The following is a 23884-nucleotide window of genomic DNA, read 5'->3' as shown; positions in this document are numbered from 1 at the left end:
GCCCGGGTGGTCTCTGGCCGCCTGGATCTACAACTGACCTTTGCGCGTGAGGTAGTTGAAGCACAGCCAGCCCGGCAGCACCGGCAGCCAGAAGGTCAGCAGCCGGTACAGGAGCACCGCCGACGTCGCGGTCTCGGCGGTCATGCCCGCGATCGTCAGCGCCGTGGACAGCGCGAGCTCGACCGCGCCCACACCGCCCGGAGTGGGCGCCGCCGATCCCAGCGCGTTGGCGGTCAGGAAGACCACGGCGACGCTCGCGTAACTCAGAGTGTGGTCGCTGCCGGTGCCGAACGCGCGGATCGAGGCGTCGAGACACATCACGAAAACGCCGGTCAGCAGCAGCATGCCGCCGATCCCGGTGACCAGTTTCTGCGGCCGTTGCAGCACGTCGAGCATGCGCGGCACCACACCCGCGAACAGCGAGCGGACCCGGCTGACCACGAACTTGCGCAGGAACGGGACCGCCGTGACGACCAGGATCAGCACGGCCGCCGTGAGCAGGCCCGCGATCACCGTGCGGGACGGCGAGAGCTCCGAGGTCTGCTCGGTGCCGGTCACATAACCGAAGACCAGCAGCAGCGAGATGTGCGAGGCGAGCCCGAACAGCTGGGAGGCGCCCACGCTCGCCACCGCGAGGCCCGGACGCACCCCGGCGCGCTGGAGGAAGCGGGTGTTGAGGGCGACGCCGCCCACCGCGGCGGGGGCCACCAGCTTCACGAACGAGCCCGCGACCTGGGCCACGACCGCCCGCCAGAACGGCACCCGCTCGGGTACGAAGCCGAGCAGGCTGGCCGCCGCCGCCGGGTAGGACAGCGCCGAGAACAGCGCGGCCGCCGCGACCCAGCCCCACTGCGCGTTGGCGATCAGGTCGCCGAACTTGATGTTGGTGAGCTGCACGAGCAGGAAGTAGGCGGCGAAGGCTCCCGCCACGAAGCTGATCAGCGTCTTGACCTTGATGCGCTCCAGGCGCACCGGCTCGACCGGGGCCAGCGGGCGGATCAGCAGCACCTGACGGCGGATCTGGGTGAGCAGGTCGTCCTCGTGTGCCTGCTCAAGGGCCTCGTCGATGGCCAGCTTCTCGGCCTTCTTCTCCGCCTTCACCGCCTTGCGGTCGTCCGGCGCGGCCGCCGCATCGGGGCGGGCCGCCGCTTCCTTGGCCGCCGCCGCCTCGGCGGCCTTCGCCTCCCGCGCCGCGTCCGACGCCTCAAGGACCGCCTCGCGCTCGCGCTGGGCCTGCTCGCGGCCGAGCCTGCGCAGCGTCGCGCGGGTGGACCGGCTCAGGGCGATGGGCTGGAGCAGCGGAAGGCTGTCGGCGACCGCGTCGGGGCCGAGCACGTCGAGCGCGGCGGCCACCGAACGCTCGGCGCCGACGCGCAGTCCGAACGTGGTGAGCAACTGGGCGACGTCCATCCTGAGCACGATGTCGCCCGCCGCGATCTCGCCGCCGCGCAGATCGGTCACGATGACTTTGCCGAAACGATCCACCAGGATCGCGTCCCCCGCGAGCCTGCGGTGCGCGATCCGCCGCGACTGCAACGCCCGCACCTGCCGCCACGTCTCGCGCATCAGCTCGTCGGTGATCTCCTTGTCCTCCAGGGAGTCGAGGGTGCGGCCGCCGGTGTGCTCGTACACCAGCATCACGGCGTCCGGGCCGAGCTCGGAGGTGGCGATCAGCTTGGGCGCGTTCGCCCCCGCCGCGATCGCCGCGTACGCGAGCAGCGCCTCCTGCTCAAGGGCCTGCCTGAGCGACTGGATCGAGCGGCGGGTGGTGATGGAACGCAGCGTCAGGCGGCGCCACACCCGGTAGAAGAAGCCCTGCGCCTGCTGTTCGCGGTCCACGACGGTGACGTCGAGCGGCGGGCCGTCCTCCAGGGTGACCAGATAGCGCCGGCCCCGTTCGCCCTGCTCGAGCGAGTCCGGCACGTCCTCGGCGCGCAGCGCCGTCACCGGGTTGAAGCCGACGTGGCGCAGGCCCGCGAGCAGGGTCTGCCCGGTGGGGCGCACATTGGGCGAGCCGACCGCGTAGAGGGCGCCGTACGCGACGGTCCAGCCGATCAGGATCGTCACGATGATCGAGAACGGTGTGGTCTGGCCGCCGACGAGCACCGCGAAGGAGTTGAGCAGCAGGACCGCCCACAGGGCCACCCGCCAGCGCGGTCTGCGGGCCATCCCCACCGCCGTCATATAGGCGATGACGGGGGCGAGATAGCCGTGTACGGGGTCGGTGAGGGCGCCGGACGCGGACTGCTGGGTCAGCGCCTCGGTGATCGAACCGGGCGCCGACTTCGACACCCACAGGTCGGTGGCGAGCGCCACGCCGTGCGCGAGCACGGCGGCGAGCACGCCGTCCGCGATCCGCAGGCCGTCGCGTTTGATCAGCCGCTCGATGGCGAAGGCGACGGGCAGCACGAGGACGGCGATGCTGGAGGCGAGGCCGGCGAGGCGGATCAGGACGTCGGGGGTGCCGGTCGTGCCCTTGGTGATGTCGTCTTCCAGGCCCGAGGTGGTGCCGTGCGCGAACGCGGCGACGGCCAGCACGACGGCGATCGCCAGCACGCCGGTGAGCAGCCGGAGCAGATCGGACGGGCGGTGCACGCGGGCGGGCAGCAGCGGCTCGTCCACGGAGACCCGCTCAATGGACCCGGAGTCCTCACACACGCCGCGGGAGCCGTTGGGTTTGGCGGCGTCGGGGGTTGCGGGGTGGCCGGGGGTGTCGGGGCCGTCGGGGGACGCGGGGTGGCCGGGGGCCTTGGGGGCGTCGGCGTCCCCGGCGTCGGCGGGTCCGGGGCGGACGGGTCCGGGGTCGGATGAGTCCGAACCGGTGGTGTCCGGGCCGGTCGTCGTGGGTCCGGTGGTGTCCCGGCCGGTCGTGGTGGGTCCGGTGGTGTCCGGGGCGGTGGTGCAGGGTCCGTTCGTGTCCGGGCCGGTGGTGCAGGGTCCGTTCGTGTCCGGGCTGGTCGTGTCGGGTCCGCTCGTGTTCGACCCGGTCGAGCTCGGGCCGGTCGTGTCTGAGCCGGCGGCGTCCGGGCCGGTCGCGCCGAGGCCGGTGTTGTCGCCCGGATGGGCCGGGTTTTGGGGTGCGGCGGGCCGGCGCCGCGCGTCGGGGCTGCCGCTTGCCGCCGCCTCGGGTGGCTGCACGCCCCGCTCCTTCGCCGACTTGTCCGTCTTGTCGCTGTCTCGTATCACCGCTCACCGCCCGCACGATGGTGGCATGTCCCGAGATCCCGGAGGGGCAGCAGGGTGCGTTGCCGGGGCGTACGCGGTGTGAGTTGCGCCCCTTTGCCGCTCCGCGCACCGGCTGCGACCGGAAATGACCGGGACCGGCGCGACTGTCGGTGGCGTACGGCAGGATGGAGCGGATGAGCGAGCAGCGCAGCGACCGGGCGGGCGAGGCACCCCGGGAATCCGGGGCGCCCGAGGCGCCGGCGTACCCGGAGTACGCGGAACGGGTGCTCGACCTCGCCGAGCGCATCCCGCCCGGCCGGGTGATGACGTACGGGGACGTCGCGGAATGGCTCGGCGAGGGCGGCCCCCGCCAGGTCGGCCGGGTCATGTCGCTCTACGGCGCCGCGGTGCCGTGGTGGCGCGTGGTCCGCTCGGACGGCGTGCTGCTGCCGGGCCACGAACTGCGCGCGCTCGGCCACTACCGTGACGAGAGCACACCGCTGCGCGGGGCGAGCCGGTCCGCCGACGACCACACGCCGAGGCTCGACATGAAGCGGGCGCGCTGGGACGGCTCCGGCGGCGAGGCGGCACATACCTGACAGCTTGTGCCATCCGGCGTCCGTCCGGGCGGCGTGAGGACCGTAAGGATGACTCGCTGCGTCGCGGGCACGGTTCGGCGTACCGTCGAGGGTCCGCGCCGTGCGCGCGGGCCCCGTAAGCACCATCACGACCAGCACACCCACCAGGACCGGCGATCCACGTGAGCTCCTCCTCCTCCACCGGGCGTACCGCGTACCAGCAGGTACGCCGGGCGGCCCCCGGCGCGTACCGGCTGGTGCGCACACCGCCGGATCCGGTGGAGCCCCCTCTCCTTGACGCACCCCAGCGCAGGGTGGTTGACCACCGCTCGGGTCCGCTTCTGGTGCTCGCGGGGCCCGGCACCGGCAAGACCACCACGCTGGTCGAGGCGGTCGCGGCCAGGGTCGCGGAGGGCGCCGACCCCGAGCGGATCCTGGTCCTCACCTTCAGCCGCAAGGCCGCCGTCGAACTGCGCGACCGCATGGCGCTGCGGCTCGGCGCGGGCGCCAAGAGCCCGCAGGCCACCACGTTCCACTCCTACTGCTACGCCCTGGTGCGCGCGCACCGGGCCCCCAGGGACACGGAGCCGTTCGGCGAGCCCCCGCGCCTGCTGTCCGGTCCCGAGCAGGACGTGGCCGTACGCGACCTCCTGGCCGGCCAGATCGACCTCCAGCGCGGCGGCCTCGCGCACGTGAGCTGGCCCGACGAACTGCGGGCCTGCCTGACCACGCGGGGCTTCGCCGACGAGGTCCGCGCGGTGCTCGCCCGCAGCCGCGAACTGGGACTCGGGCCCGACGAGCTGGCCCGCTTCGCCGCGCGGGCCGGCCGCCCCGACTGGAAGGCCGCCTCCGCCTTCCTCGCCGAATACCTCGACGTCCTCGACCTCCAGGGCGTCCTCGACTACGCGGAACTGGTGCACCGCGCGGTGCTGCTCGCCGAACGCACCCCGCCGCCGTCCTACGACGCGGTGTTCGTCGACGAGTACCAGGACACCGACCCCGCGCAGGTCAGGCTGCTGAAGGCGCTCGCGGGCGGGGGGCGCACGCTGGTCGCGTTCGGCGACCCGGACCAGTCGATCTACACCTTCCGCGGCGCCGACATCAACGGCATCCTCGGCTTCCCCGACGCCTTCGCGCGCGCCGACGGCACCCCGGCACCCGTGGAAGTCCTCACCACCTCGCGCCGCTCGGGCACCGCGCTCCTTGCGGCGACCCGGCTCCTCACCCGCCGCATGCCGCTGCCGCGGCTGCCCGCCGAGCAGGTCCGCGCCCACCGCGACCTGCGCCCCACCCGCACCGGCGGCCGCGTGGAGACGTACACCTATCCCACGGCCTCCACCGAGCTGGACAACATCGCCGACCTGCTGCGCCGCGCCCACCTCGAAGAGGGCGTCCCCTGGCAGGAGATGGCGGTCCTGGTCCGCGCCGGCACCCGCGCCATCCCCGCGCTGCGCCGCGCCCTCACCTCGGCCGGCGTCCCCGTGGACACCTCGGGTGCCGACATCGCGCTGCGCGACGAGCCGGCGGTCGCGCCGCTCCTCACGGCGCTCGGGGTGGTGGCGCGGGCCGCCGTCGGGCGCGCCGCCGCGCCCCCCGGGCCTCCGCCGGTCAGCCTCGTCCACCCCCGCCGCACCCCTCCGGTCCCGGCCGAGGCGCCGGCCGGGCTCGACACCGAGACCGCGCACACCCTGCTCACCTCGCCGCTCGGCGGCATGGACACCGCCGACCTGCGCCGCCTCGGCCGGGCCCTGCGCGACGAGGAGCGGGCCGGGGGAGTGCGCGTCCCGGCCCCCTCGGACGTGCTGCTCGCCCGCGCCCTCGCCGAACCCGAACGGCTGGTCGCGCACGACCCCGCCTACGCCAGGGGCGCCCAGCGCCTCGCCACCCTCCTGCGCAAGGCCCGCGAGCTCCTTGAGGGCGGTGGCACGGCCGCAGAGGCGCTGTGGGAGCTGTGGAACGGCACCCCCTGGCCCCAGCGCCTGGAACGCGCGGCGCTGCGCGGCGGCGCGGGCGGCCGGGCGGCCGACCGCGACCTCGACGCCGTCTGCGCGCTGTTCGACACGGCGGCCCGCGCCGAGGAGCGCACCGGCGGCCGGGGCGCGCTCAACTTCATCGAAGAGGTCGACGCGCAGGACATAGCGGCCGACACCCTCACCCGCAGGGCCGCCCGTCCCGACGCGGTACGCCTGATGACCGCCCACCGCTCCAAGGGCCTCGAATGGAGCCTGGTCGTGGTCTCCGGGGTCCAGGAAGGGCTCTGGCCCGACCTGCGCAGGCGCGGCTCGCTCCTGGAGGCCGACCGGATCGGACGCGACGGCCTGGCCGAACCGCTCACCCCGGGCGCGCTGCTCGCCGAGGAACGACGCCTCTTCTATGTCGCCGCCACCCGCGCGCGCGAGCGCCTGATCGTGACCGCCGTGAAGGCGCCGGCCGACGACGGCGACCAGCCCTCCCGCTTCCTCACCGAGCTCGGCGTCGAGCCCCGCGACACCACGGGCCGCCCGCGCCGCCCCCTCGCGGTCGCGGCCCTCGTCGCCGAGCTGCGCGCCACCACGGTCGATCCGGCGGCGTCCGACGCGCTGCGCGAGGCCGCCGCCGAACGCCTGGGCCGGCTCGCCGCGCTCACCGACGACGAGGGCCAGCCGCTGGTCCCCGCCGCGCACCCGCACCGCTGGTGGGGCCTGTACGAACCGACCCGCTCCGAGGTCCCGCTGCGCGACCGCGCGCTGCCGCTCGCCCTGTCCGGCAGCGCGCTCGACCAGCTCGCCAACACCTGCTCGCTGCAATGGTTCCTGGGCCGCGAGGTGAAGGCGGACGCGCCCGCGACGGCCGCCCAGGGCTTCGGCAACGTGGTGCACGTACTGGCCGACGAGGTGGCGTCGGGCCGTACGCCCGCCGATCTCGCGGTCCTGATGGAACGCCTCGACTCGGTCTGGGACGCGCTGGCCTTCGACGCGCCCTGGAAATCGCTCCAAGAGAAGCAGAACGCGCGCGCCGCCCTGGAACGCTTCCTGCGCTGGCACACCCTGGACCGCGCCGGACGCACCCCCGTGGCCACGGAGCACGGCTTCGACGTGACCCTGGAGGCGGGGGAGTACGAGGTGCGCATCCGGGGCTCCATGGACCGGGTGGAGAAGGACGTCGAAGGCCGGGCCTACGTGGTCGACTTCAAGACCGGCAAACAGGCGCCCACCGCCGCCGAGGTGGCCGCCCATCCCCAGCTGGCCGTCTACCAGCTCGCGGTCCGCGAGGGCGCCCTGGACGAGGCCTTCGAGGGCCGCCGGCCCGACGCCGGGGGGGCCGAACTGGTCCACCTGCGCCAGGCCGCGCCCCAGCGCGAGGGCGGCGAGGCGTTCCCCAAGGTGCAGGCGCAGGAGCCGCTGGCGGGGGAGTGGGTGTCGGACCTGCTGGCCACGGCGGCGGGCAAGGTCCTGGACGAACGCTTTGCTCCGACGCCGGGGACGCACTGTGCGCACTGCGCGTTCAGAGCGTCGTGCACGGCCCAGCCGGAGGGCCGCCAGGTCGTGGAGTGACCGGCCCCGCGCAGTTCCCCGCGCCCCTTGGGGGGTGCGTCTTCGGCTGCGGGCCGTCGTGGGCCGTTCGCGCAGTTCCCCGCGCCCCTTAAGAGGTGCGTCTTCGGCTGCGGGTTGTCGTGGGCCGTTCGCGCAGTTCCCCGCGCCCCTTGAGGGGTGCGGGTTGTCGTGGGGCGTTCGCGCGGTTTCTCGCGTCCCTTGGGCGGGGTCGAGGGGCGCAGCCCCCGTGGGGGCCCGGGGGCGGAGCCCCCGGAGAACCCCCCTTCCCCTCTGCCCCCGGCGGGTTTCGGGGAGGGGCGGGGTGGGGGAACACCCGCCGCAGGCGCCCCCACCTGCACAAAACCCCCATTGTCGGCACCCCCCACTACCCTTCCTGACGTGCCCACCCACCTCACCCACCCCGACCAGCTCATAGAGCTGCTAGGCATCCCCTTCACCCCGGAGCAGACGGCCTGCATCACCGCCCCGCCCGCCCCGCAGGTCATCGTGGCCGGAGCCGGCTCGGGCAAGACGACCGTCATGGCCGCCAGGGTCGTCTGGCTGGTGGGCACCGGCCAGGTCGCGCCCGAGCAGGTCCTGGGCCTGACCTTCACCAACAAGGCGGCCGGCGAGCTCGCCGAACGCGTACGCACCGCCCTGACCAGGGCCGGCATCACCGACCCCGACGCACTCGACCCGGAGCGGGGCGAGCCCGGCATCTCCACCTACCACGCCTTCGCGGGCCGCCTCCTCACCGACCACGGCCTGCGCATGGGCCTGGAGCCCACCTCGCGCCTCCTCGCCGACGCCACCCGCTTCCAGCTCGCCGCCCGGGTGCTGCGCGAGGCCCCCGGCCCCTACCCCGCGCTGACCAAGTCGTTCGCGACCCTGGTCAGCGACCTGCTGGCGCTGGACGCGGAGCTCGCGGAACACCTCGTACGCCCGGAGCGTCTGGCCGCGTACGACCAGGACCTGCTGCGTACCCTCGCGGACGCCAAGCTCAGCAACGCGGAGCTGCGCAAGGTGCCGGAGGCGGCCACCGCCCGCCTCGAACTGCTCGACCTCGCCGTGCGCTACCGGGCCGCCAAGAAGAGCCGGGACCTGCTGGACTTCGGCGACCAGATGGCGCTGTCCGCCGAGCTCGCCCTCACCCACCCCGAGGTCGGCCGGCTGCTGCGCGAGGAGTTCAAGGTGGTGCTCCTGGACGAGTACCAGGACACCTCGGTGGCCCAGCGCCGGCTGCTGGCCGCGCTCTTCGGCGGCGGCACCGGCCACGCCGTGACCGCCGTCGGCGACCCCTGTCAGGCCATCTACGGCTGGCGCGGCGCGTCGGTCGCCAACCTCGACGACTTCCCGCGCCACTTCCCGTACGCCGACGGCCGCCCCGCCACCCGCCAGGCGCTCTCCGAGAACCGCCGCAGCGGCGGCCGCCTCCTGGGCCTCGCCAACTCCCTTGCCGCGCCGCTGCGTTCGATGCACGCGGGAGTGGAGGCGCTGCGCCCGGCACCGGGCGCCGAGCGGGACGGAAGCGTGCGGATCGCCCTGCTCGACACCCACGAGCAGGAGATCGACTGGCTCGCCGACTCGATCGCCCACCTGGTGCGCACCGGCAAGGCGCCCGGCGAGATCGCCGTCCTGTGCCGCACCGCTGGTGACTTCCCGGCGATCCAGGGCGCGCTGGTGGCCCGAGACATCCCCGTCGAGGTCGTCGGGCTCTCCGGGCTGCTTCACCTGCCCGAGGTCGCCGACCTGGTCGCGGTCTGCGAAGTCCTCCAGGACCCCGGCGCCAACGCCTCCCTGGTACGGATCCTGACCGGCCCGCGCTGGCGTGTCGGCCCCCGAGACCTCGCCCTGCTCGGCCGCCGCGCGCGCGATCTCGTCCGGCGCGTCACGGGCGAGCCCGGCGACCCCGACCAGCGCCTCGCCGACGCCGTCGAGGGGGTCGACCCGGCCGAGGTGATCTCGCTCGCCGACGCCCTCGACACCTTCCTCGAAGGCGCCGAGGACGACGGGCTGCCCTTCTCCGCCGAGGCCCGCGTCCGCTTCGCGCGCCTCGCCGCCGAACTGCGCGACCTGCGCCGCTCGCTCGCCGATCCGCTCATGGACGTCCTGCACCGCGTCCTGAGCGTCACCGGCCTCGAAGTCGAACTGTCGGCGTCCCCGCACGCCCTGGCCGCCCGCCGCCGCGAGACGCTGTCCGGCTTCCTCGACACGGCGGCGGGTTTCGCCGCGCTCGACGGCGAGGCGTCCCTGCTCGCCTTCCTCGGCTTCCTGCGGACCGCGGCCCAGTACGAGAAGGGCCTGGACAACGCGCTGCCCGGCGGCGAGAACACGGTCAAGGTGCTCACCGCGCACAAGTCCAAGGGCCTGGAGTGGGACGTGGTGGCCGTGCCCGGCCTGGTCACCGGCGCGTTCCCGTCCACGAGGGCGAGGGAGGCGTGGACGTCCCAGGCGAAGGTCCTGCCGCACGCGCTGCGCGGCGACGCCCCGACGCTGCCGGCCGTCGAGACGTGGGACGCGAAGGGGCTCAAGTCCTTCAAGGAGGCGATGAAGGACCACCAGCACACCGAGGAACTGCGCCTGGGATACGTCACGTTCACCCGTCCCCGCACCCTGTTGCTCGGCTCGGGCCACTGGTGGGGCCCGAACCAGAAGAAGCCCCGGGGCCCCTCCGCCTTCCTGCACGCGCTGTACGAGCACTGCGCGGCCGGCCACGGCGAGATCGAGGCGTGGGCCGACGAGCCGGCCGACGACGCGGAGAACCCCGCGCTGCGGGAGTCCGCGACGGGCCACGCCTGGCCGCTGCCGCTCGACCCGGAATCCCTGGCCCGCCGCCGCGCCGCGGCGCAGCGGGTCCTGGCCCACATCGAGGCGGCGCCGACGCGCGAGGACGGGACGCCCTCCTCCTACGAGGACGAGGCGGAGCTGGCGGCGCCCTTCGACGACGGGGCCGAGCCGTACGGGGCCGAGCCCTACGGGGATGAGCTCTACCAGGGCGGGCCTTACGTGCCTGAGGAGTTCGGCGTCCCCGGGGGCGAGGACGAGGGCGAGAGCCTGCCCCTCGACGACTGGGACCTGCTCACCACGGAGCGCCCGACCCAGTCCGCGCCCCTCACCGGCGCGGACGCCACCCCCGCCGAGCCGACCGACCCCGCCGCACCCGCCGAGCACACTCGCACCCCGGCCCCCACCGACTCCGGCGCCCGCGACCACACCCGCGACGGGTCCCCCCGCGATGGGACCCCCCGCGATGGGACCCCCCGCGATGGGACCCCCCGCGATGGGACCCCCCGCGATGGGACCCCCCGCGATGGGACCCCCCGCACCGGGCCCCCCCTCGCCATCCCCGCCCCCCGCCTCACCCCCGAGGACCGCCGCGTCCTGCACTCCTGGGACCGCGACCTCGAAGCGCTCACCACCGAGCTGCGCAGGGCCCGCGCCACCACCCGTGAGGTCGCCGTGCCGGCCTCGCTCACCGCGTCCGAGCTGCTGCGCCTCGCCGCCGACCCGGACGGCTTCGCCCGGGAGCTGGCCCGGCCCATGCCGAGCCGCCCCCAGCCCGCCGCGCGGCGCGGCACCCGCTTCCACGCCTGGGTGGAGTCCCGCTTCGAGGAGCTTCCGCTGCCCATGCTCGGGCCCGATGAGCTGCCCGGCATGGACGACACCGATGCCGACATCGCGGACGAGCGCGACCTGGCCGCGCTCAAGGAGGCCTTCGAGCGCACCCCGTACGCGACCCGTACCCCCTTCCGTACCGAGGCCCCCATCCAGCTGACGCTGGCGGGCCGGGTGATCAGGGGCCGGATCGACGCCGTCTACAAGGAGGGCGAGGGCACGCGGGCCGCGTACGAAATCGTCGACTGGAAGACCGGACGGCAGGCCACCGCCGACCCCCTCCAGCTGGCGGTCTACCGGGTCGCCTGGGCCGAGGAGACGGGCGTGCCGCTGGAGTCGGTCACGGCCGCGTTCGTGTACGTACGCACAGGTGAGACGGTACGGCCGAGCCGGCTGCCGGGCCGCGCCGAGCTGGAGGCGATCCTGCTCGGTGACCGTCCGCAGGGCGCACCGCCCGGCCCGCGTCCGCAGGGCGGACCGGGGGACGGGCCACCGCCCCCGGCCGGATAGGCTCAAGGGCATGAGCGAGACCCCGGACAGCGCCGTCCAGCCCGCCGCCGCGGCGGTGCGCGCGTACATCGAGCAGCACCGCGCCGCCTTCCTCGACGACCTCGCGCAGTGGCTGCGCATCCCGTCCATGTCGGCCCAGCCCGACCACGCCGCGGACGTACGGCGCAGCGCCGACTGGCTCGCCGCCAAACTGCGCGAGACCGGCTTCCCGACCGTCGAGATCCTGGACACCCCGGGCGCCCCCGCTGTCTGCGCCGAGTGGCCCTCGGGCGATCCGGGCGCGCCCACCGTCCTGGTCTACGGCCACCACGACGTGCAGCCCGCGGCCCGCGAGGACGGCTGGCACACCGACCCCTTCGAGCCGGTGATCGCGGACGGCCGGATGTACGGGCGCGGCGCCGCCGACGACAAGGGGCAGGTGTTCTTCCACACCCTGGGCGTGCGCGCGCACCTCGCCACCACCGGGCGCACCGCCCCCGCCGTCAACCTGAAGCTTTTGATCGAGGGTGAGGAGGAGTCCGGTTCGCCGCACTTCCGCGCCCTGGTGGAGCGGCACGCCGAGCGCCTGGCGGCGGACGCCGTGATCGTCTCGGACACCGGCATGTGGTCCGAGGACACCCCCACCGTGTGCACGGGCATGCGGGGCCTGGCCGAGTGCGAGATCCGGCTGTACGGGCCCGCCCAGGACATCCACTCCGGCTCCTTCGGCGGCGCCGTCCCCAACCCGGCGACGGCCGCGGCCCGCCTGGTCGCGGCCCTGCACGACGCGGAAGGACACGTCACCGTGCCCGGCTTCTACGACGGCGTCGCCGAGCTGAGCGACGCCGAGCGCGAGCTCTTCGCCGAGCTGCCCTTCGACGAGGCCGAGTGGCTGACCACCGCCAAGTCGCGGGCGGCGGCGGGCGAGGCCGGTTTCTCCACCCTGGAACGCGTATGGGCCCGCCCGACCGCCGAGGTCAACGGCATCGGCGGCGGCTACCAGGGCCCCGGCGGCAAGACGGTCATTCCGGCGTCGGCGATGGTCAAGCTGTCCTTCCGGCTGGTCGCGGGGCAGGATCCCGAGCGGATCGAGAAGCTGGTCACCGCGTGGGCCGGCAGCCGCGTTCCCGACGGGATCCGGCACGAGATCAGCTGGAGCGCGGGCACCCGCCCCTGCCTGACCCCGCTGGACCACCCGGCGCTCCAGGCCGTCGTGCGGGCGATGGGCACGGCCTTCGGCACGAAGGTCCGCTTCACCCGGGAGGGCGGCTCCGGGCCCGCCGCCGACCTCCAGGACGTCCTGGGAGCGCCCGTCCTGTTCCTCGGGATCTCCGTCCCCTCGGACGGCTGGCACGCGCCGAACGAGAAGGTCGAGCTCGACCTCCTGTTCAAGGGCGTCGAGACGGCGGCCCACCTGTGGAGCGACCTCGCCGCCACCACCGCATGATCCACCAGCCCGCGGCTGCGCCGGCCCGCGTCACCGGCTGACAGATATCGCTGAACACACCGTCCATCAGGGGGAGTTGGAAGCACCTGTGAGCACCACCAGCAGTGAAGTCCGCACGGACCGGCCGCTCGGCCCGTCCACGCCCATCAGCCTGACCGAGCCGGGCGGCATCGACCGTGCCGCCCACCACCGCCTCGACGAGGCGTGGCTCGCGGCCGCCTGGAGCCACCCCACGACCCGGGTCTTCGTGGTCTCCGGCGGCCAGGTCCTCATCGACGAGACCGTCGCCGGGGCGGCCGGCGCGGACGGCGAGCCGGTGCGCACCGAGATCGTCATGACGCCCGCCTTCGAGGCGCCGGTCACCGAGACCCACCGCTACTTCCTCGGCACCGACGAGGAGGGTGTGAGCTACTTCGCCCTGCAAAAGGACGCCCTGCCCGGCCGCATGGACCAGTCGGCCAGGCCGGCCGGACTGCGCGAGGCGGGCCTGCTGCTGTCACCGCGCGACGCGAGCCTGATGGCCCACGCGGTGGCCCTGGAGAACTGGCAGCGTCTGCACCGCTTCTGCTCGCGCTGCGGCGAGCGTACGGTCATCGCCGCGGCCGGCCACATCCGCCGCTGCCAGGCGTGCGGCGCCGAGCACTACCCGCGCACCGACCCCGCCGTGATCATGCTGGTCACCGACGGGCAGGACCGGGCGCTGCTCGGCCGCCAGGTGCACTGGCCCGAGGGCCGTTTCTCGACCCTGGCGGGGTTCGTGGAACCGGGCGAGTCCATCGAGCAGTCGGTGCGCCGCGAGGTGTTCGAGGAGGCGGGTGTCACGGTCGGCCCGGTCGAGTACGTGGCGAGTCAGCCCTGGCCCTTCCCGTCGAGCCTGATGCTCGGCTTCATGGCCAAGGCCACGTCGTCCGAGATCAACGTGGACGGCGAGGAGATCCACGAGGCCCGCTGGTTCTCCCGTGAGGACCTGGCCGCCGCCTTCGCGTCCGGCGAGGTGCTGCCCCCGTACGGCATCTCGATCGCGGCCCGGCTCATCGAGCTCTGGTACGGTCGCCCGCTGCCGAAGGCGACGCACTGACCCGAGCGGGCGTACCGGGCGGTGATCCGGGCGTACCGGGCGGGGGCCCGTGCGGGCCGGGCGGGTGCGGGCCGGGCCCGTGCGGGCCGGGCGCGTGCGGGCCGGGCGCGTGCGGGCCGGGCGCGTGCGCGCACGCGAAAGGCCCCCGCCCAGGACTCCAGGGGTCCGGGCGGGGGCCTTTCGTACGAGGGCCGGGGCCCCGGTGGCGCAGAAGCGGTGGGCGTCAGACGCCGATCTTCTGCTTGACCTGCGCGAGCGAGGGGTTGGTGAGCGTCGAGCCGTCGTCGAACAGGACGGTCGGCACCGTCTGGTTGCCACCGTTGGCCTTCTCCACGAACGTGGCCGACTCCGGGTCGTGCTCGATGTTGACCTCGGTGTACGCGATGCCTTCGCGGTCCATCTGCTTCTTCAGCCGCGTGCAGTAGCCGCACCACGTGGTGCTGTACATCGTCACAGTGCCCGGCATGTCTCTCGCGCTCCTCTTGATGGCTGACTGGCGTGCGCGCCCCGCCGAATGCGGTTCCGCAGGGAGTGGAACGTACCGGAACCGGCCACCATTCCCGCGCCACCCCCGTATGTGACCCAATCGCCATGACGGGCCCTTCGGCCGGGTTCGGCACGGGCGGGAAGCGCCGGAGCCGGTGCCGCGGCGGGCGACGGGCGCGCGGTCTGCGTGCCAGGCACGAAGCCTAGGCCCCGGATTAGTACGACCGCGGCCGCCTCCTGTGGACAACGCGGCGCAACCGTCCCGGACGACCTGGCAGCATGGCGGGGTGACAGCAGCAACGCACTCCACTCCCTTCCCGCAGGTCCCCGAGACGGCCGACGCGGTGCTCGACGGGCTCGACCCCGAGCAGCGCGAGGCCGCGACGGCCCTGAACGGTCCGGTGTGCGTGCTGGCCGGCGCGGGCACGGGCAAGACCCGCGCGATCACCCACCGGATCGCCTACGGGGTGCGGGCCGGCATCCTCCAGCCCTCCAGCGTGCTGGCCGTCACCTTCACCAACCGGGCGGCCGGCGAGATGCGGGGCCGGCTGCGCCAGCTCGGCGCGGGCGGCGTCCAGGCCCGCACCTTCCACTCGGCGGCGCTGCGCCAGCTCCAGTACTTCTGGCCCAAGGCCGTCGGCGGCCAGCTGCCCCGCCTTGTCGAGCGCAAGGTCCAGCTGGTCGCCGAGGCGGCGGCCCGCTGCCGGCTCCGGCTCGACCGCAACGAGCTGCGCGACGTCACGGGCGAGATCGAGTGGGCCAAGGTCACCCAGACCGTCCCCGGCGACTATCCGGCGGCGGTCGCCAAGTCCCACCGCGACGCCCCGCGCGACCCGGCCGAGATCGCCCAGGTCTACCGGATGTACGAGCAGCTGAAGCAGGACCGAGGCGTGATCGACTTCGAGGACGTGCTGCTCCTCACGGTCGGCGTCCTCCAGGACCGGCACGACATCGCCGACCAGGTCCGCCGCCAGTACCAGCACTTCGTGGTCGACGAGTACCAGGACGTCAGCCCCCTCCAGCAGCGCCTGCTCGACCTGTGGCTCGGCGACCGCGACAGCCTGTGCGTGGTCGGCGACGCCAGCCAGACCATCTACTCCTTCACCGGCGCCACCCCCGAGCATCTGCTGAACTTCCGCACCCGCCATCCGAACGCGACGGTGGTCAAGCTGGTCCGTGACTACCGCTCGACGCCGCAGGTCGTGCACCTGGCCAACGGGCTGCTCGCCCAGGCCACCGGCCGCGCCGCCGAGCACCGCCTGGAGCTGGTCTCCCAGCGCCAGGCGGGCCCCGAGCCCGTCTACACCGAGTACGGGGACGAGCCGGCCGAGGCCGAGGGCGTCGCCCGGCGCATCCGCGACCTGATCGCCTCGGGCGTATCGGCCGGCGAGATCGCCGTGCTCTACCGCATCAACGCCCAGTCCGAGATCTATGAGCAGGCCCTGGCCGACGCGGGCGTGCCCTATCTGCTGCGCGGCGCCGAGCGGTTCTTCGAGCGCCCCGAGGTCCGCGAGGCGGTCGTGGCCCTCGGCGGCGCCGCCCGGGCCGGCGGCAACGACTCGCTGCTCGACGACGCGGTGGACCTGCCGTCCCAGGTGCGCGCCGTGCTCGGCACCAAGGGCTGGACGGCGCAGCCCCCGGCGGGCTCCGGCGCGGTCCGCGACCGCTGGGAGTCGCTGGCCGCCCTGGTCAGGCTCGGCGAGGACTTCGAGCGGGCGAAGCCCGGCGCGACGCTGTCCGACCTGGTGACCGAGTTGCGCGAACGCGAGGCCGCCCAGCACGCGCCGACCGTCGAGGGCGTCACCCTGGCCTCGCTGCACGCGGCCAAGGGCCTGGAGTGGGACGCCGTGTTCCTGGTCGGCCTCACCGAGGGCATGATGCCGATCACCTACGCCAAGACGGACGAGCAGATCGAGGAGGAGCGCCGGCTGCTGTACGTCGGCGTCACCCGGGCCCGCGTCCACCTCGGGCTCTCCTGGTCGCTCGCGCGCTCTCCCGGCGGCCGGGCCTCGCGCCGCCCCAGCCGCTTCCTGAACGGCCTGCGCCCCGGATCCGGCTCGCGGGCGGCGCGCGCGGCGACCGGCGGCGTGGCGGGCGCGGCGGGCACGGAGCGCGGCCCGGCCGCCCGCAAGCGCACCCGGGGCCCGGTGCTGTGCCGGGTGTGCGGGAAGACACTCACCGAGGCCGGCGAGATGAAGCTGATGCGCTGCGAGGACTGCCCGTCGGACATGGACGAGGCGCTGTACGAGCGGCTGCGCGACTGGCGCTCGCACCAGGCGCGGGACCTGGGCATGCCGCCGTATGTGGTCTTCACCGACAAGACGCTCATGGCGATCGCGGAGGCCGTGCCGTCCAACGGCCACGAGCTCGCGGTGATCTCCGGCGTCGGCGCCCGCAAGCTGGACCGGTTCGGCACCGATGTCCTGGCCATTTGCGCAGGTGGTGAGCCTGGGGGAGCCGACGAGGAGGGTTCCTGAAAACTCGTCGAAAAAATAGTTTGCGCCCGCCCCGGGGATCCCCATAGGTTCTTAACCACGGAAACGAGAGCTTCTCCGAAGCCGGGTCTCCGTGCTGTACTTAGCTGTACTTATCCGAATACGCATGGGACCAGGCCTTCGCGGGCCGAAGTCCCCGAGACGCCGAGAGGAGGCGAGACCAGTGGCCAGCTACATCAAGACCGACACCAGCTTCATCACCACCAAAGTGACCGTCCGCTCGGTCGTCGCCACCTGCACGCTCGGCTCTTCGTTCCAGGGCACCGGTATGTCCACCGGCGTCTTTGGTCTGCTCGGCCTCAGCGCTCCGGTTCCGGCTCCGATGGCCAGCCTTCCCGTGCGTGATGAGCGCAATGAGCGACCGATTTCGGCGTCGGCGGCAGCAGTAGCGAAGGGCAGGGCGAAGGCCCACGCCTTCGCGGCGGCCGGCGCGGGAGCGGGACAGCAGACGAAGCAGTACCAGCACCACACGATGTGGGCCTTCCGTGGGCTCGAACCCTGGAGTGATCCAGCCTGATTCGGATCAGGCAGGCGCCTTCAGGGCCGCGGAACCCCACCCGGGATCCGCGGCCCTTCTGTTTGTCCCGAACGGGACGGACGGAGTGAAGGGGGCCTCGGTACCAGCCGAAACCCGGCCGACCGGCCGGACCGACACAGCCGAACACAGCCGACAAGACGAGGTTGACATCACCGTGCAACTCGAAGCGCACGCCCCGTCCGTACCGCCCGCCCCGACTCTTCCCCCGCCCGGTCTCACGGAGGACCCCGCCTTGACTCCCCTCACCGCGCTCACCGCGCTCGACGACGCCATCGAGAACCTGGGCGTACCCGTCCCCTGCCGTTCCTTCGACCCGGAGGTCTTCTTCGCCGAGTCGCCGGCCGACGTCGAGTACGCCAAGTCCCTCTGCCAGACCTGCCCCCTGATGGCCGCCTGCCTCGCGGGCGCCAAGGAGCGGCGTGAGCCGTGGGGCGTCTGGGGCGGAGAGCTCTTCGTCCAGGGTGTGGTCGTCGCCCGCAAGCGGCCGCGTGGCCGCCCGCGCAAGAACCCGGTCGCCGCATGAACCGCCCGGGAACCATCGACCAGCCCCGAACGAACGACCCCCAGAAGCAGGCCCCGATGACGACGTCCGCCAGCGAGCCCACCGGCTCCGCGACCCCAGACTTCACCACCACCGGCGCGAACGAGTCGCGCCAGAACAGGACCCTCGAAATGCAACTCATGCCAGAAGCGCTGGCCCGTGCGCATATGCATCAGCGCCTGCGGGAAGCCGAGGCGGAGCGCCAGGCACTGCGCCTGGTGGCCGCCCGGCGACTGCAACGGCGCGCCGAGCGCGCATCGATGCGTGCCCGCCGCGCGCTGGCGATGGCCGTCATGCACTGACAGCCCTCGCCCGGCCCGGCGGGGCCAGGAATCACCGAGCTGAAAACAGCGAGCGACAAACAGCGTGACGCGGGGGCCGGTCCGAACGGACCGGCCCCCGCGGTGCGTTGTGCCCCCGGGGACCCGGGCGCGGCGGTATCGTCACGAGGTGGACGACCAGAATCGGCCCATGGCCGAAACCATCGTGTGCTCCCACTGCGGGACCCCGGCTCCGGCCGAGGGCCCACCGGCGACCTGGGTCTACTCGGTCGAGAACGGCAGCGGCCGCTACTACTGCGACGCCTGCGCCCGCGCCAACATCAGAGCCATCGAAGGCAGGCTCGACGCCGACTGGTGGTAGCGCCCGGCCCCGCGAGCACAGCCGGCCCCGGACCGCCGCCCCTCACGCCTCCTCGGCCACCCCCGCCTCCCCGGCCACCACCGTCTCCCCGGCCGCCGCCCCTTCGGGTGCGGGATCCGCCGGGTGGGGCAGCTGCGCCACGAATCCGGGCAGCCACTCCTCCAGCTCGTCCCGCATACGGACCGTGGCCTCCAGCTGGCACAGCACGCCGATGGTGGACAGCGTCACGCGATGGATCAGGAGATAGGAGGGCGGCAGATTGAGCCGCTTGCCCAATTGGTGGGCGGGGGAGCGGGGATCGGCGATCCGGGCCGCCTGCCGGCGCATCCAGCCCCGGCTGAAGGTGAACTCCTCGGCCTGGGCCGGTTCGATGATCGGCAGCAGATAATCGAGGACCGCGTCCGGGTCGAGGTCGATGGACTCCTTCACGAAGCCCTCCTCGCGCAGCATCGCGTAGACCGCCTCCGCGTCGCCCTCGATCGTCATGCGCAGCGCCGCGCCGATGGTCGCCGGGAGCCCGCCGGGCAGCCGGTCCACGGTGCCGAAGTCCAGGACACCGAGCCGCCAGGGCCCGCCGGCCTTCTCGGGTGCCAGGAGCCGGAAGTTGCCGGGATGCGGATCGGCGTGCAGCAGCCCCGTCCTGGCCGGGCCCGAGAACAGGAACCGCATCAGCAACTGCCCGGCCCTGTCGCGCTGTTCGGGCGTGCCGTCGCTGATCACCTCCGAGAGCGGTATGCCTTCCATCCACTCGGTCACCAGGACCTGGTCGCTCTGGTGCACCACATCGGGCACCAGCACGCCCTCGTCCCCCGCGAACTCCGCCGCGTGCTCCCGCTGCGCCCGCGCCTCCAGGCCGTAGTCCAGCTCCTCCGAGACCCGGTCGCGCAGCTCGGCGATGAGCGGCTTGATGTCCATCCCCGGGATCAGCGGCCCCAGCAACCGGGCGAACCGGCTCAGCTGGGTCAGATCCGACAGCAGCGCCTCGCCTGCCCCCGGGTACTGCACCTTGACGGCCACCTCGCGCCCGTCGTGCCAGATCGCCCGGTGGACCTGCCCGATCGAGGCGGCGGCCGCCGGCTTCTCGTCGAACTCCAGGAACAGCTCGCGCCAGTCGGGGCCCATCCGTTCCGCGAGGACGGCATGGACCGTGCGCGTCGGCATCGGAGGCGCGGCCTCCTGGAGCTTGGTCAGGGCGGCCCGATAGGGGCCCGCGACCTCCTCGGGCAGGGCCGACTCGAAGACGGACAGTGCCTGCCCGAACTTCATCGCGCCCCCCTTGAGCTCGCCCAGGACCTTGAAGAGCTGGTCGGCGGTGCGCTGCTGGAGCTCGCGGGCCACCAGCTCCGCGGACTTCCCGCCGATCCGCTTACCCAGGCCCCAGGTCGCCCGGCCCGCGAAGCCAAGTGGCAGTGCGGCCAGCTTGGCGGTCCGGGTGACCGCCTTCCGGGGAAGATCAGACATGCGCCCCTCCAAGTCCCAGACAGCCACGCCCTCGCAGGCGCTACCCGGCCATTGTGTCGTGTGAGCCCGCCACCCCCGAGGCCTGCACCCCCCGAGTCTTTCCGGCGGCGCCGCAGAAGCAGCCGCTGTGCGGCCCCACCGGGGCGGACCGCCAGTCGAGGTGGGGCAGCGACGTCTCCCACCGGCTGCCGGTGCTCGCCGGAAGATCACCGTCGAGGAAGGTCAGGGCGTGCGCCGCCGCGAGCCCCGCGACGGCGGTCGCCAGTGCCAGGTCACAGGCCGGCACGGCGGCCCGGTGCCGCCCCGAGCGCCACTGCGCGAGCAGCCGGGGCCAGCCCGGATCGCGCTCGGCCCGGGAAAGCGCCAGGCATCCCGCGCACCCGGTGCCACCCGGCAGGACCAGCGGGCCCACCATCCCCGTCGTCTCCACAACTCCCGCGTACAGATGGGGAATTCCGGCCCGGACCCAGTCCTGCGCGTCCACCGCGTTCGGCGCGTGGACATCGAGGGGTTCGCGCGGGGCCACCACGATCAGGGAGAGCGACGTCCGCTCCGGGTCCCGCCCCTGACGCGGCGTGGGACCCGGCGCGGCGCGCCGCACCAGCCGGCCGGCCGCCGCCGCGCGCCGCTCGCCGACCGCCTGCTCCGCGAGCCCGCCCGGCGCCACGTCACCCGGCTGTACGGTGCCCCCGTCCAGCACGTCGACCCGGCCCACCCCTGAGCCCGAGAGCACGGCGGCGATCATCGCGCCGACCCGCCCGGCCCCGCGCACCTGGACGCGTATGGCGCCGCGCGCCGCGAGGCGTGCTGTCGCGGCGCCCGGCTCCGCGTGCAGGAGGGAGAGGGACGCCAGATCCGGCCGTAGTCGCTCCAGCGCCTGCGTCCGGGCGCGCAACGACTCGGCCTCGGGGCCGCCGGCCGCCGCGTCGTCCACCACGCCGGCCGCCGTCAACCGCTCGATAAGTTCGTCCACTTGGGCCCGTGGCAGATCTAGGACGCGCGCCCGCTCGTACAGGAGGGCCAGGCCCTGGGTGCCGTCGAGCAGGTCGAGGAAATGCCCCGTCGCCGGATCCACCGGCGACAGCACCACCGCCTGCGCGGGAGTGATCCCGAACTGTACGGTCGCCCGGTCGCGCCAGGCCCGGCGCAGCGCCGGCTTGATCACCGGATGCATGGTCCCACCCCCGTCGTCGTGTCCGCGTGAGCCGCCTCGGCACCCGCCCGTCCACGGGCCGTCGTGCGGCATGAGGCCAGCGTGCACGGTCGCGCCGAGCGGCGTGAAAAGTTGTCCACAGGCAGGGGGTATTAGTCATTCAAATGGTGCGGCTCAGCGGATGGATCATGGCTCAACCGCCCCGGAGGCGGGACTTCCCCCACTGACAGCGGGTAACGTCGGGGCGTGCCCGCCGACCCGCTGCAGAGTGCCGGAAGCCCGCCGCGCCGCCCGACCGGCCTGCCGCCACGCGGCCCGGTGACGAGCGCGGTCGAGGTGCGCCGCAGCGCCCGGCGCAGCAGGACCGTCTCCGCCTACCGCGAGGGCGACCGCACGATCGTGCTGATCCCGGCCCGGATGTCCGAGGCCGAGGAGCAGCGCTGGGTGACGGTGATGCTGGACAAGCTGGCCGCCCAGGAGTCCAAGCGCATGCTGGGCGACGCCGAGCTGACCGAGCGCGCCGAGCGTCTGTCCGCGCAGTACTTCCAGGGCCGTGCCCGCCCCGCCTCGGTGCGCTGGGTGACCAATCAGAACACCCGCTGGGGCTCGTGCACCCCGGCCGAGGGCAGCATCCGGCTCTCGCACCGGTTGCAGGGCATGCCCGAGTACGTCGTCGACTATGTGCTCGTCCACGAGCTCGCGCACCTCCTCGTGCCCGGTCACGGGCCCCGGTTCTGGCAGCTGCTCGACGCCTATCCGCGCACCGAGCGGGCCCGTGGCTACCTCGAGGGCGTGGTGGCCGCCGCCCGCCTCCCGCACCTGCCCGCCGCGCGCGAGGAGTAGGTGTCGGCGGTTGTGTACCGAATGTGCCGCGGCTTGGCCGATTGTCCGGGGCAGCCGTTAGCCTGGCGCGACGCAATCACCTCGGGATGGGGGACGGTCGGTACATGGCCAGGGAATTCCAGCGCGGCCACAAGGCCAAGGTCAGTGATCTCACGGCGGGGACGGATCTGTACGTCGGCGTACAGATCGGCGGACCCGGACTGACCTTCGACATCAGCTGCTTCGGTCTCGACGCCCGTGAGCAGCTGTCCGACGACCGTTACTTCGTCTTCTTCAACCAGCCCGAGTCCCCCGAGGGTTCACTCCGGCTCCTCGGCGCGCAGTCCGGTGACACCGAATCGTTCCGTGTCACCCTCGACCGCCTCCCGGCGCACATCCAACGGCTCTCCTTCACCGCGACCCTGGACGGTCCGGGCCAGATGTCGCAGGTGGGCCCCGGTTACATCCGGGTCGTGGCCGGCGGCGAGGAAGTGGCGCGCTACTCCTTCACGGGAGCGGAGTTCAGCACCGAGCGCGCCGTCATGCTCGGTGACTTCTACCTGAAGGACGTCTGGCGCTTCGCCGCCGTGGGCCAGGGCTTCGACGGGGGACTCGAGGCGCTGCTGAAGAACTTCGGCGGCGAGGTCCTTGAGGAGGAGCCCGCCCCGGCCCCGGCACCGCGGGAGCCGCAGCCCCAGCCGCACCCTCAGGGCGCGGCCCCCGGGTTCGCCCCGCCGCCCCAGGCCGCCGCGCCCGCCCCGCAGTTCGCCGCCCCCGCGCCTGCCCCGGGGCCCGCGCCGTCCTTCGGCGCGCCCGCACCCGCCGCCCCGCAGCACTACACGCCCCCGGCAGCGCAGGGCGGCCCGCCGCCCCCGCCTCCGGCGCCGAGTCCGCAGATCCACGCGGCGCCGACCATCGCCGCGCCGATGCACCTGGCGCCGGGCACCGTGCCGCCGCCCGCACCGGCACCGTACGGCGGGCCCCAGCCCGCGTACGGACAGCCGCCGGGGCAGCCGCAGTTCGGGCAGGGCCCCGGTCCCATCCCGGGCCAGACCCCGCCCGCGCCCGCTCCGTACGGCCAGCCCGCCCCCTACAGCCAGCCCGCGCCTTACGGCCAGCCCGCCCCCTATGGGCAGCCGGCTCCCTATGGTCAACCCGCGCCCTACGGTCAGCCGCAGGGCATGCCCCAGGGCGGCGGCGGACTGCACGCCGCGATCCAGATGTACAAGGAAGTCCCCACCGGCGCGCGCTGGACGGCGCAGAACAAGCAGCTGGTCCGGGTCGACCTCGGGGCCGACGGCCAGCCCGTCCTCGCCCGCCAGGGCAGCATGGTCATGTACCAGGGCAAGGTCGACTTCGGCTACAAGGGCGCCGGGTTCGCCGGCCGGATCGTCGGCAACGCGACCGGCCAGGAAATGCAGCTGATGCGCTGCACCGGCCGCGGCCAGGTCTTCCTCGCCGAGAACAGTGCCTATCTGCACCCCATCGAGCTCCAGGGCGACGGCATCTGCGTCTCCGCCGAGCACGTCCTCGCCTTCGACGAGTCGCTGCACTACGAGGTGCGCCGCATCGAGGGGCACGGCATCCCCGGCGGTGCCCTGTTCACCATGCTGTTCCAGGGCGCGGGCACCGTCGTCGTGATGACCCACGGCACCCCCGTGGTGCTGCCCGTCACCCCGACCACGTTCGCCGACAGCGACGCCATCGTCGCCTGGTCCGCCGCGTCCCAGGTCATCGTCTCCAGCCAGGTCAGGCTGCGCCGCAACGCCTATCCCGGCCACAGCGGCGAGTCCGTCAATCTCCAGTTCCGGGGCGCCCCCGGCAACTTCATCGTCGTCCAGCCGTACGAGGTCTGAGGGAGC

16 protein-coding genes are annotated in these 23884 nt (G+C 73.8%); 12 read left to right on the top strand and 4 right to left on the bottom strand.

Annotated elements, in window-relative coordinates:
* Window positions 1-27: 27 nt before the first annotated feature.
* The gene (locus ACFYM2_RS24360; RefSeq protein WP_388839013.1) at window positions 28-3138 is read right to left on the bottom strand and encodes a lysylphosphatidylglycerol synthase domain-containing protein; all 3111 of its coding nucleotides are present in this window, start codon (window positions 3136-3138) and stop codon (window positions 28-30) included.
* 212 nt (window positions 3139-3350) lie between these two features.
* Here ACFYM2_RS24360 and ACFYM2_RS24355 point away from each other — a divergent pair, with 212 nt between their 5' ends.
* The 5 genes from ACFYM2_RS24355 to nudC all read left to right on the top strand — a co-directional run bounded on the left by ACFYM2_RS24355 (window position 3351) and on the right by nudC (window position 13884).
* A complete protein-coding gene (locus ACFYM2_RS24355; protein WP_388839010.1) occupies window positions 3351-3764 on the top strand; it encodes an MGMT family protein in 414 nt (137 codons plus the stop codon).
* 161 nt (window positions 3765-3925) lie between these two features.
* The gene (locus ACFYM2_RS24350; protein ID WP_388456471.1) at window positions 3926-7276 is read left to right on the top strand and encodes an ATP-dependent helicase; all 3351 of its coding nucleotides are present in this window, start codon (window positions 3926-3928) and stop codon (window positions 7274-7276) included.
* 378 nt (window positions 7277-7654) lie between these two features.
* Window positions 7655-11380 (top strand): UvrD-helicase domain-containing protein, encoded by a 3726-nt coding sequence (locus tag ACFYM2_RS24345; RefSeq protein ID WP_388839007.1) that lies wholly within the window; start codon window positions 7655-7657, stop codon window positions 11378-11380.
* A gap of 10 nt (window positions 11381-11390) precedes the next feature.
* Window positions 11391-12806 carry a dipeptidase gene (locus ACFYM2_RS24340; protein ID WP_388839004.1) on the top strand — a complete coding sequence of 472 codons (1416 nt, stop codon included), beginning with the start codon at window positions 11391-11393 and terminating at the stop codon, window positions 12804-12806.
* 88 nt (window positions 12807-12894) lie between these two features.
* Window positions 12895-13884 carry an NAD(+) diphosphatase gene (gene nudC, locus ACFYM2_RS24335; RefSeq protein WP_388456467.1) on the top strand — a complete coding sequence of 330 codons (990 nt, stop codon included), beginning with the start codon at window positions 12895-12897 and terminating at the stop codon, window positions 13882-13884.
* A 223-nt stretch (window positions 13885-14107) separates the two neighbouring features.
* Here nudC and ACFYM2_RS24330 read toward each other — a convergent pair whose 3' ends face one another.
* The gene (locus ACFYM2_RS24330) at window positions 14108-14350 is read right to left on the bottom strand and encodes a mycoredoxin (protein ID WP_350232538.1); all 243 of its coding nucleotides are present in this window, start codon (window positions 14348-14350) and stop codon (window positions 14108-14110) included.
* 307 nt (window positions 14351-14657) lie between these two features.
* Between ACFYM2_RS24330 and ACFYM2_RS24325 the strand changes: the two genes are divergently transcribed.
* The 5 genes from ACFYM2_RS24325 (at window position 14658) to ACFYM2_RS24305 (ending at window position 18586) form a co-directional block, all read left to right on the top strand.
* Window positions 14658-16847 (top strand): ATP-dependent DNA helicase UvrD2, encoded by a 2190-nt coding sequence (locus ACFYM2_RS24325; RefSeq protein WP_358998574.1) that lies wholly within the window; start codon window positions 14658-14660, stop codon window positions 16845-16847.
* A gap of 181 nt (window positions 16848-17028) precedes the next feature.
* Complete coding sequence (locus tag ACFYM2_RS24320; protein ID WP_350232540.1) at window positions 17029-17382, top strand: hypothetical protein; 354 nt, start codon at window positions 17029-17031, stop codon at window positions 17380-17382.
* Between the two features lie 175 nt (window positions 17383-17557).
* Window positions 17558-17926, top strand: coding sequence for a WhiB family transcriptional regulator (locus ACFYM2_RS24315; protein ID WP_053729898.1), 369 nt, complete (start codon window positions 17558-17560; stop codon window positions 17924-17926).
* Window positions 17923-18246, top strand: coding sequence for a hypothetical protein (locus tag ACFYM2_RS24310; RefSeq protein WP_358998568.1), 324 nt, complete (start codon window positions 17923-17925; stop codon window positions 18244-18246). The genes ACFYM2_RS24315 and ACFYM2_RS24310 overlap by 4 nt, the downstream gene beginning before the upstream one ends.
* A gap of 169 nt (window positions 18247-18415) precedes the next feature.
* Complete coding sequence (locus tag ACFYM2_RS24305; protein WP_350232542.1) at window positions 18416-18586, top strand: hypothetical protein; 171 nt, start codon at window positions 18416-18418, stop codon at window positions 18584-18586.
* Between the two features lie 42 nt (window positions 18587-18628).
* Here ACFYM2_RS24305 and ACFYM2_RS24300 read toward each other — a convergent pair whose 3' ends face one another.
* The gene (locus ACFYM2_RS24300) at window positions 18629-20047 is read right to left on the bottom strand and encodes an ABC1 kinase family protein (protein ID WP_388839001.1); all 1419 of its coding nucleotides are present in this window, start codon (window positions 20045-20047) and stop codon (window positions 18629-18631) included.
* A gap of 40 nt (window positions 20048-20087) precedes the next feature.
* The gene (locus ACFYM2_RS24295) at window positions 20088-21221 is read right to left on the bottom strand and encodes a ThiF family adenylyltransferase (RefSeq protein ID WP_388838998.1); all 1134 of its coding nucleotides are present in this window, start codon (window positions 21219-21221) and stop codon (window positions 20088-20090) included.
* Between the two features lie 225 nt (window positions 21222-21446).
* Between ACFYM2_RS24295 and ACFYM2_RS24290 the strand changes: the two genes are divergently transcribed.
* On the top strand, window positions 21447-22043 hold the full coding sequence (locus ACFYM2_RS24290) for a M48 family metallopeptidase (RefSeq protein WP_350232545.1): 597 nt from the start codon (window positions 21447-21449) through the stop codon (window positions 22041-22043).
* A 104-nt stretch (window positions 22044-22147) separates the two neighbouring features.
* Window positions 22148-23878 carry a TerD family protein gene (locus ACFYM2_RS24285; protein WP_388838995.1) on the top strand — a complete coding sequence of 577 codons (1731 nt, stop codon included), beginning with the start codon at window positions 22148-22150 and terminating at the stop codon, window positions 23876-23878.
* Window positions 23879-23884: the final 6 nt, after the last annotated feature.

Source organism: Streptomyces sp. NPDC006711, from assembly GCF_042869775.1.
Classification (GTDB): Bacteria; Actinomycetota; Actinomycetes; order Streptomycetales; family Streptomycetaceae; genus Streptomyces.
The sequence above is the reverse complement of the archived record's forward strand: the minus strand, read 5'-3'. Positions and strand labels throughout refer to the sequence as shown.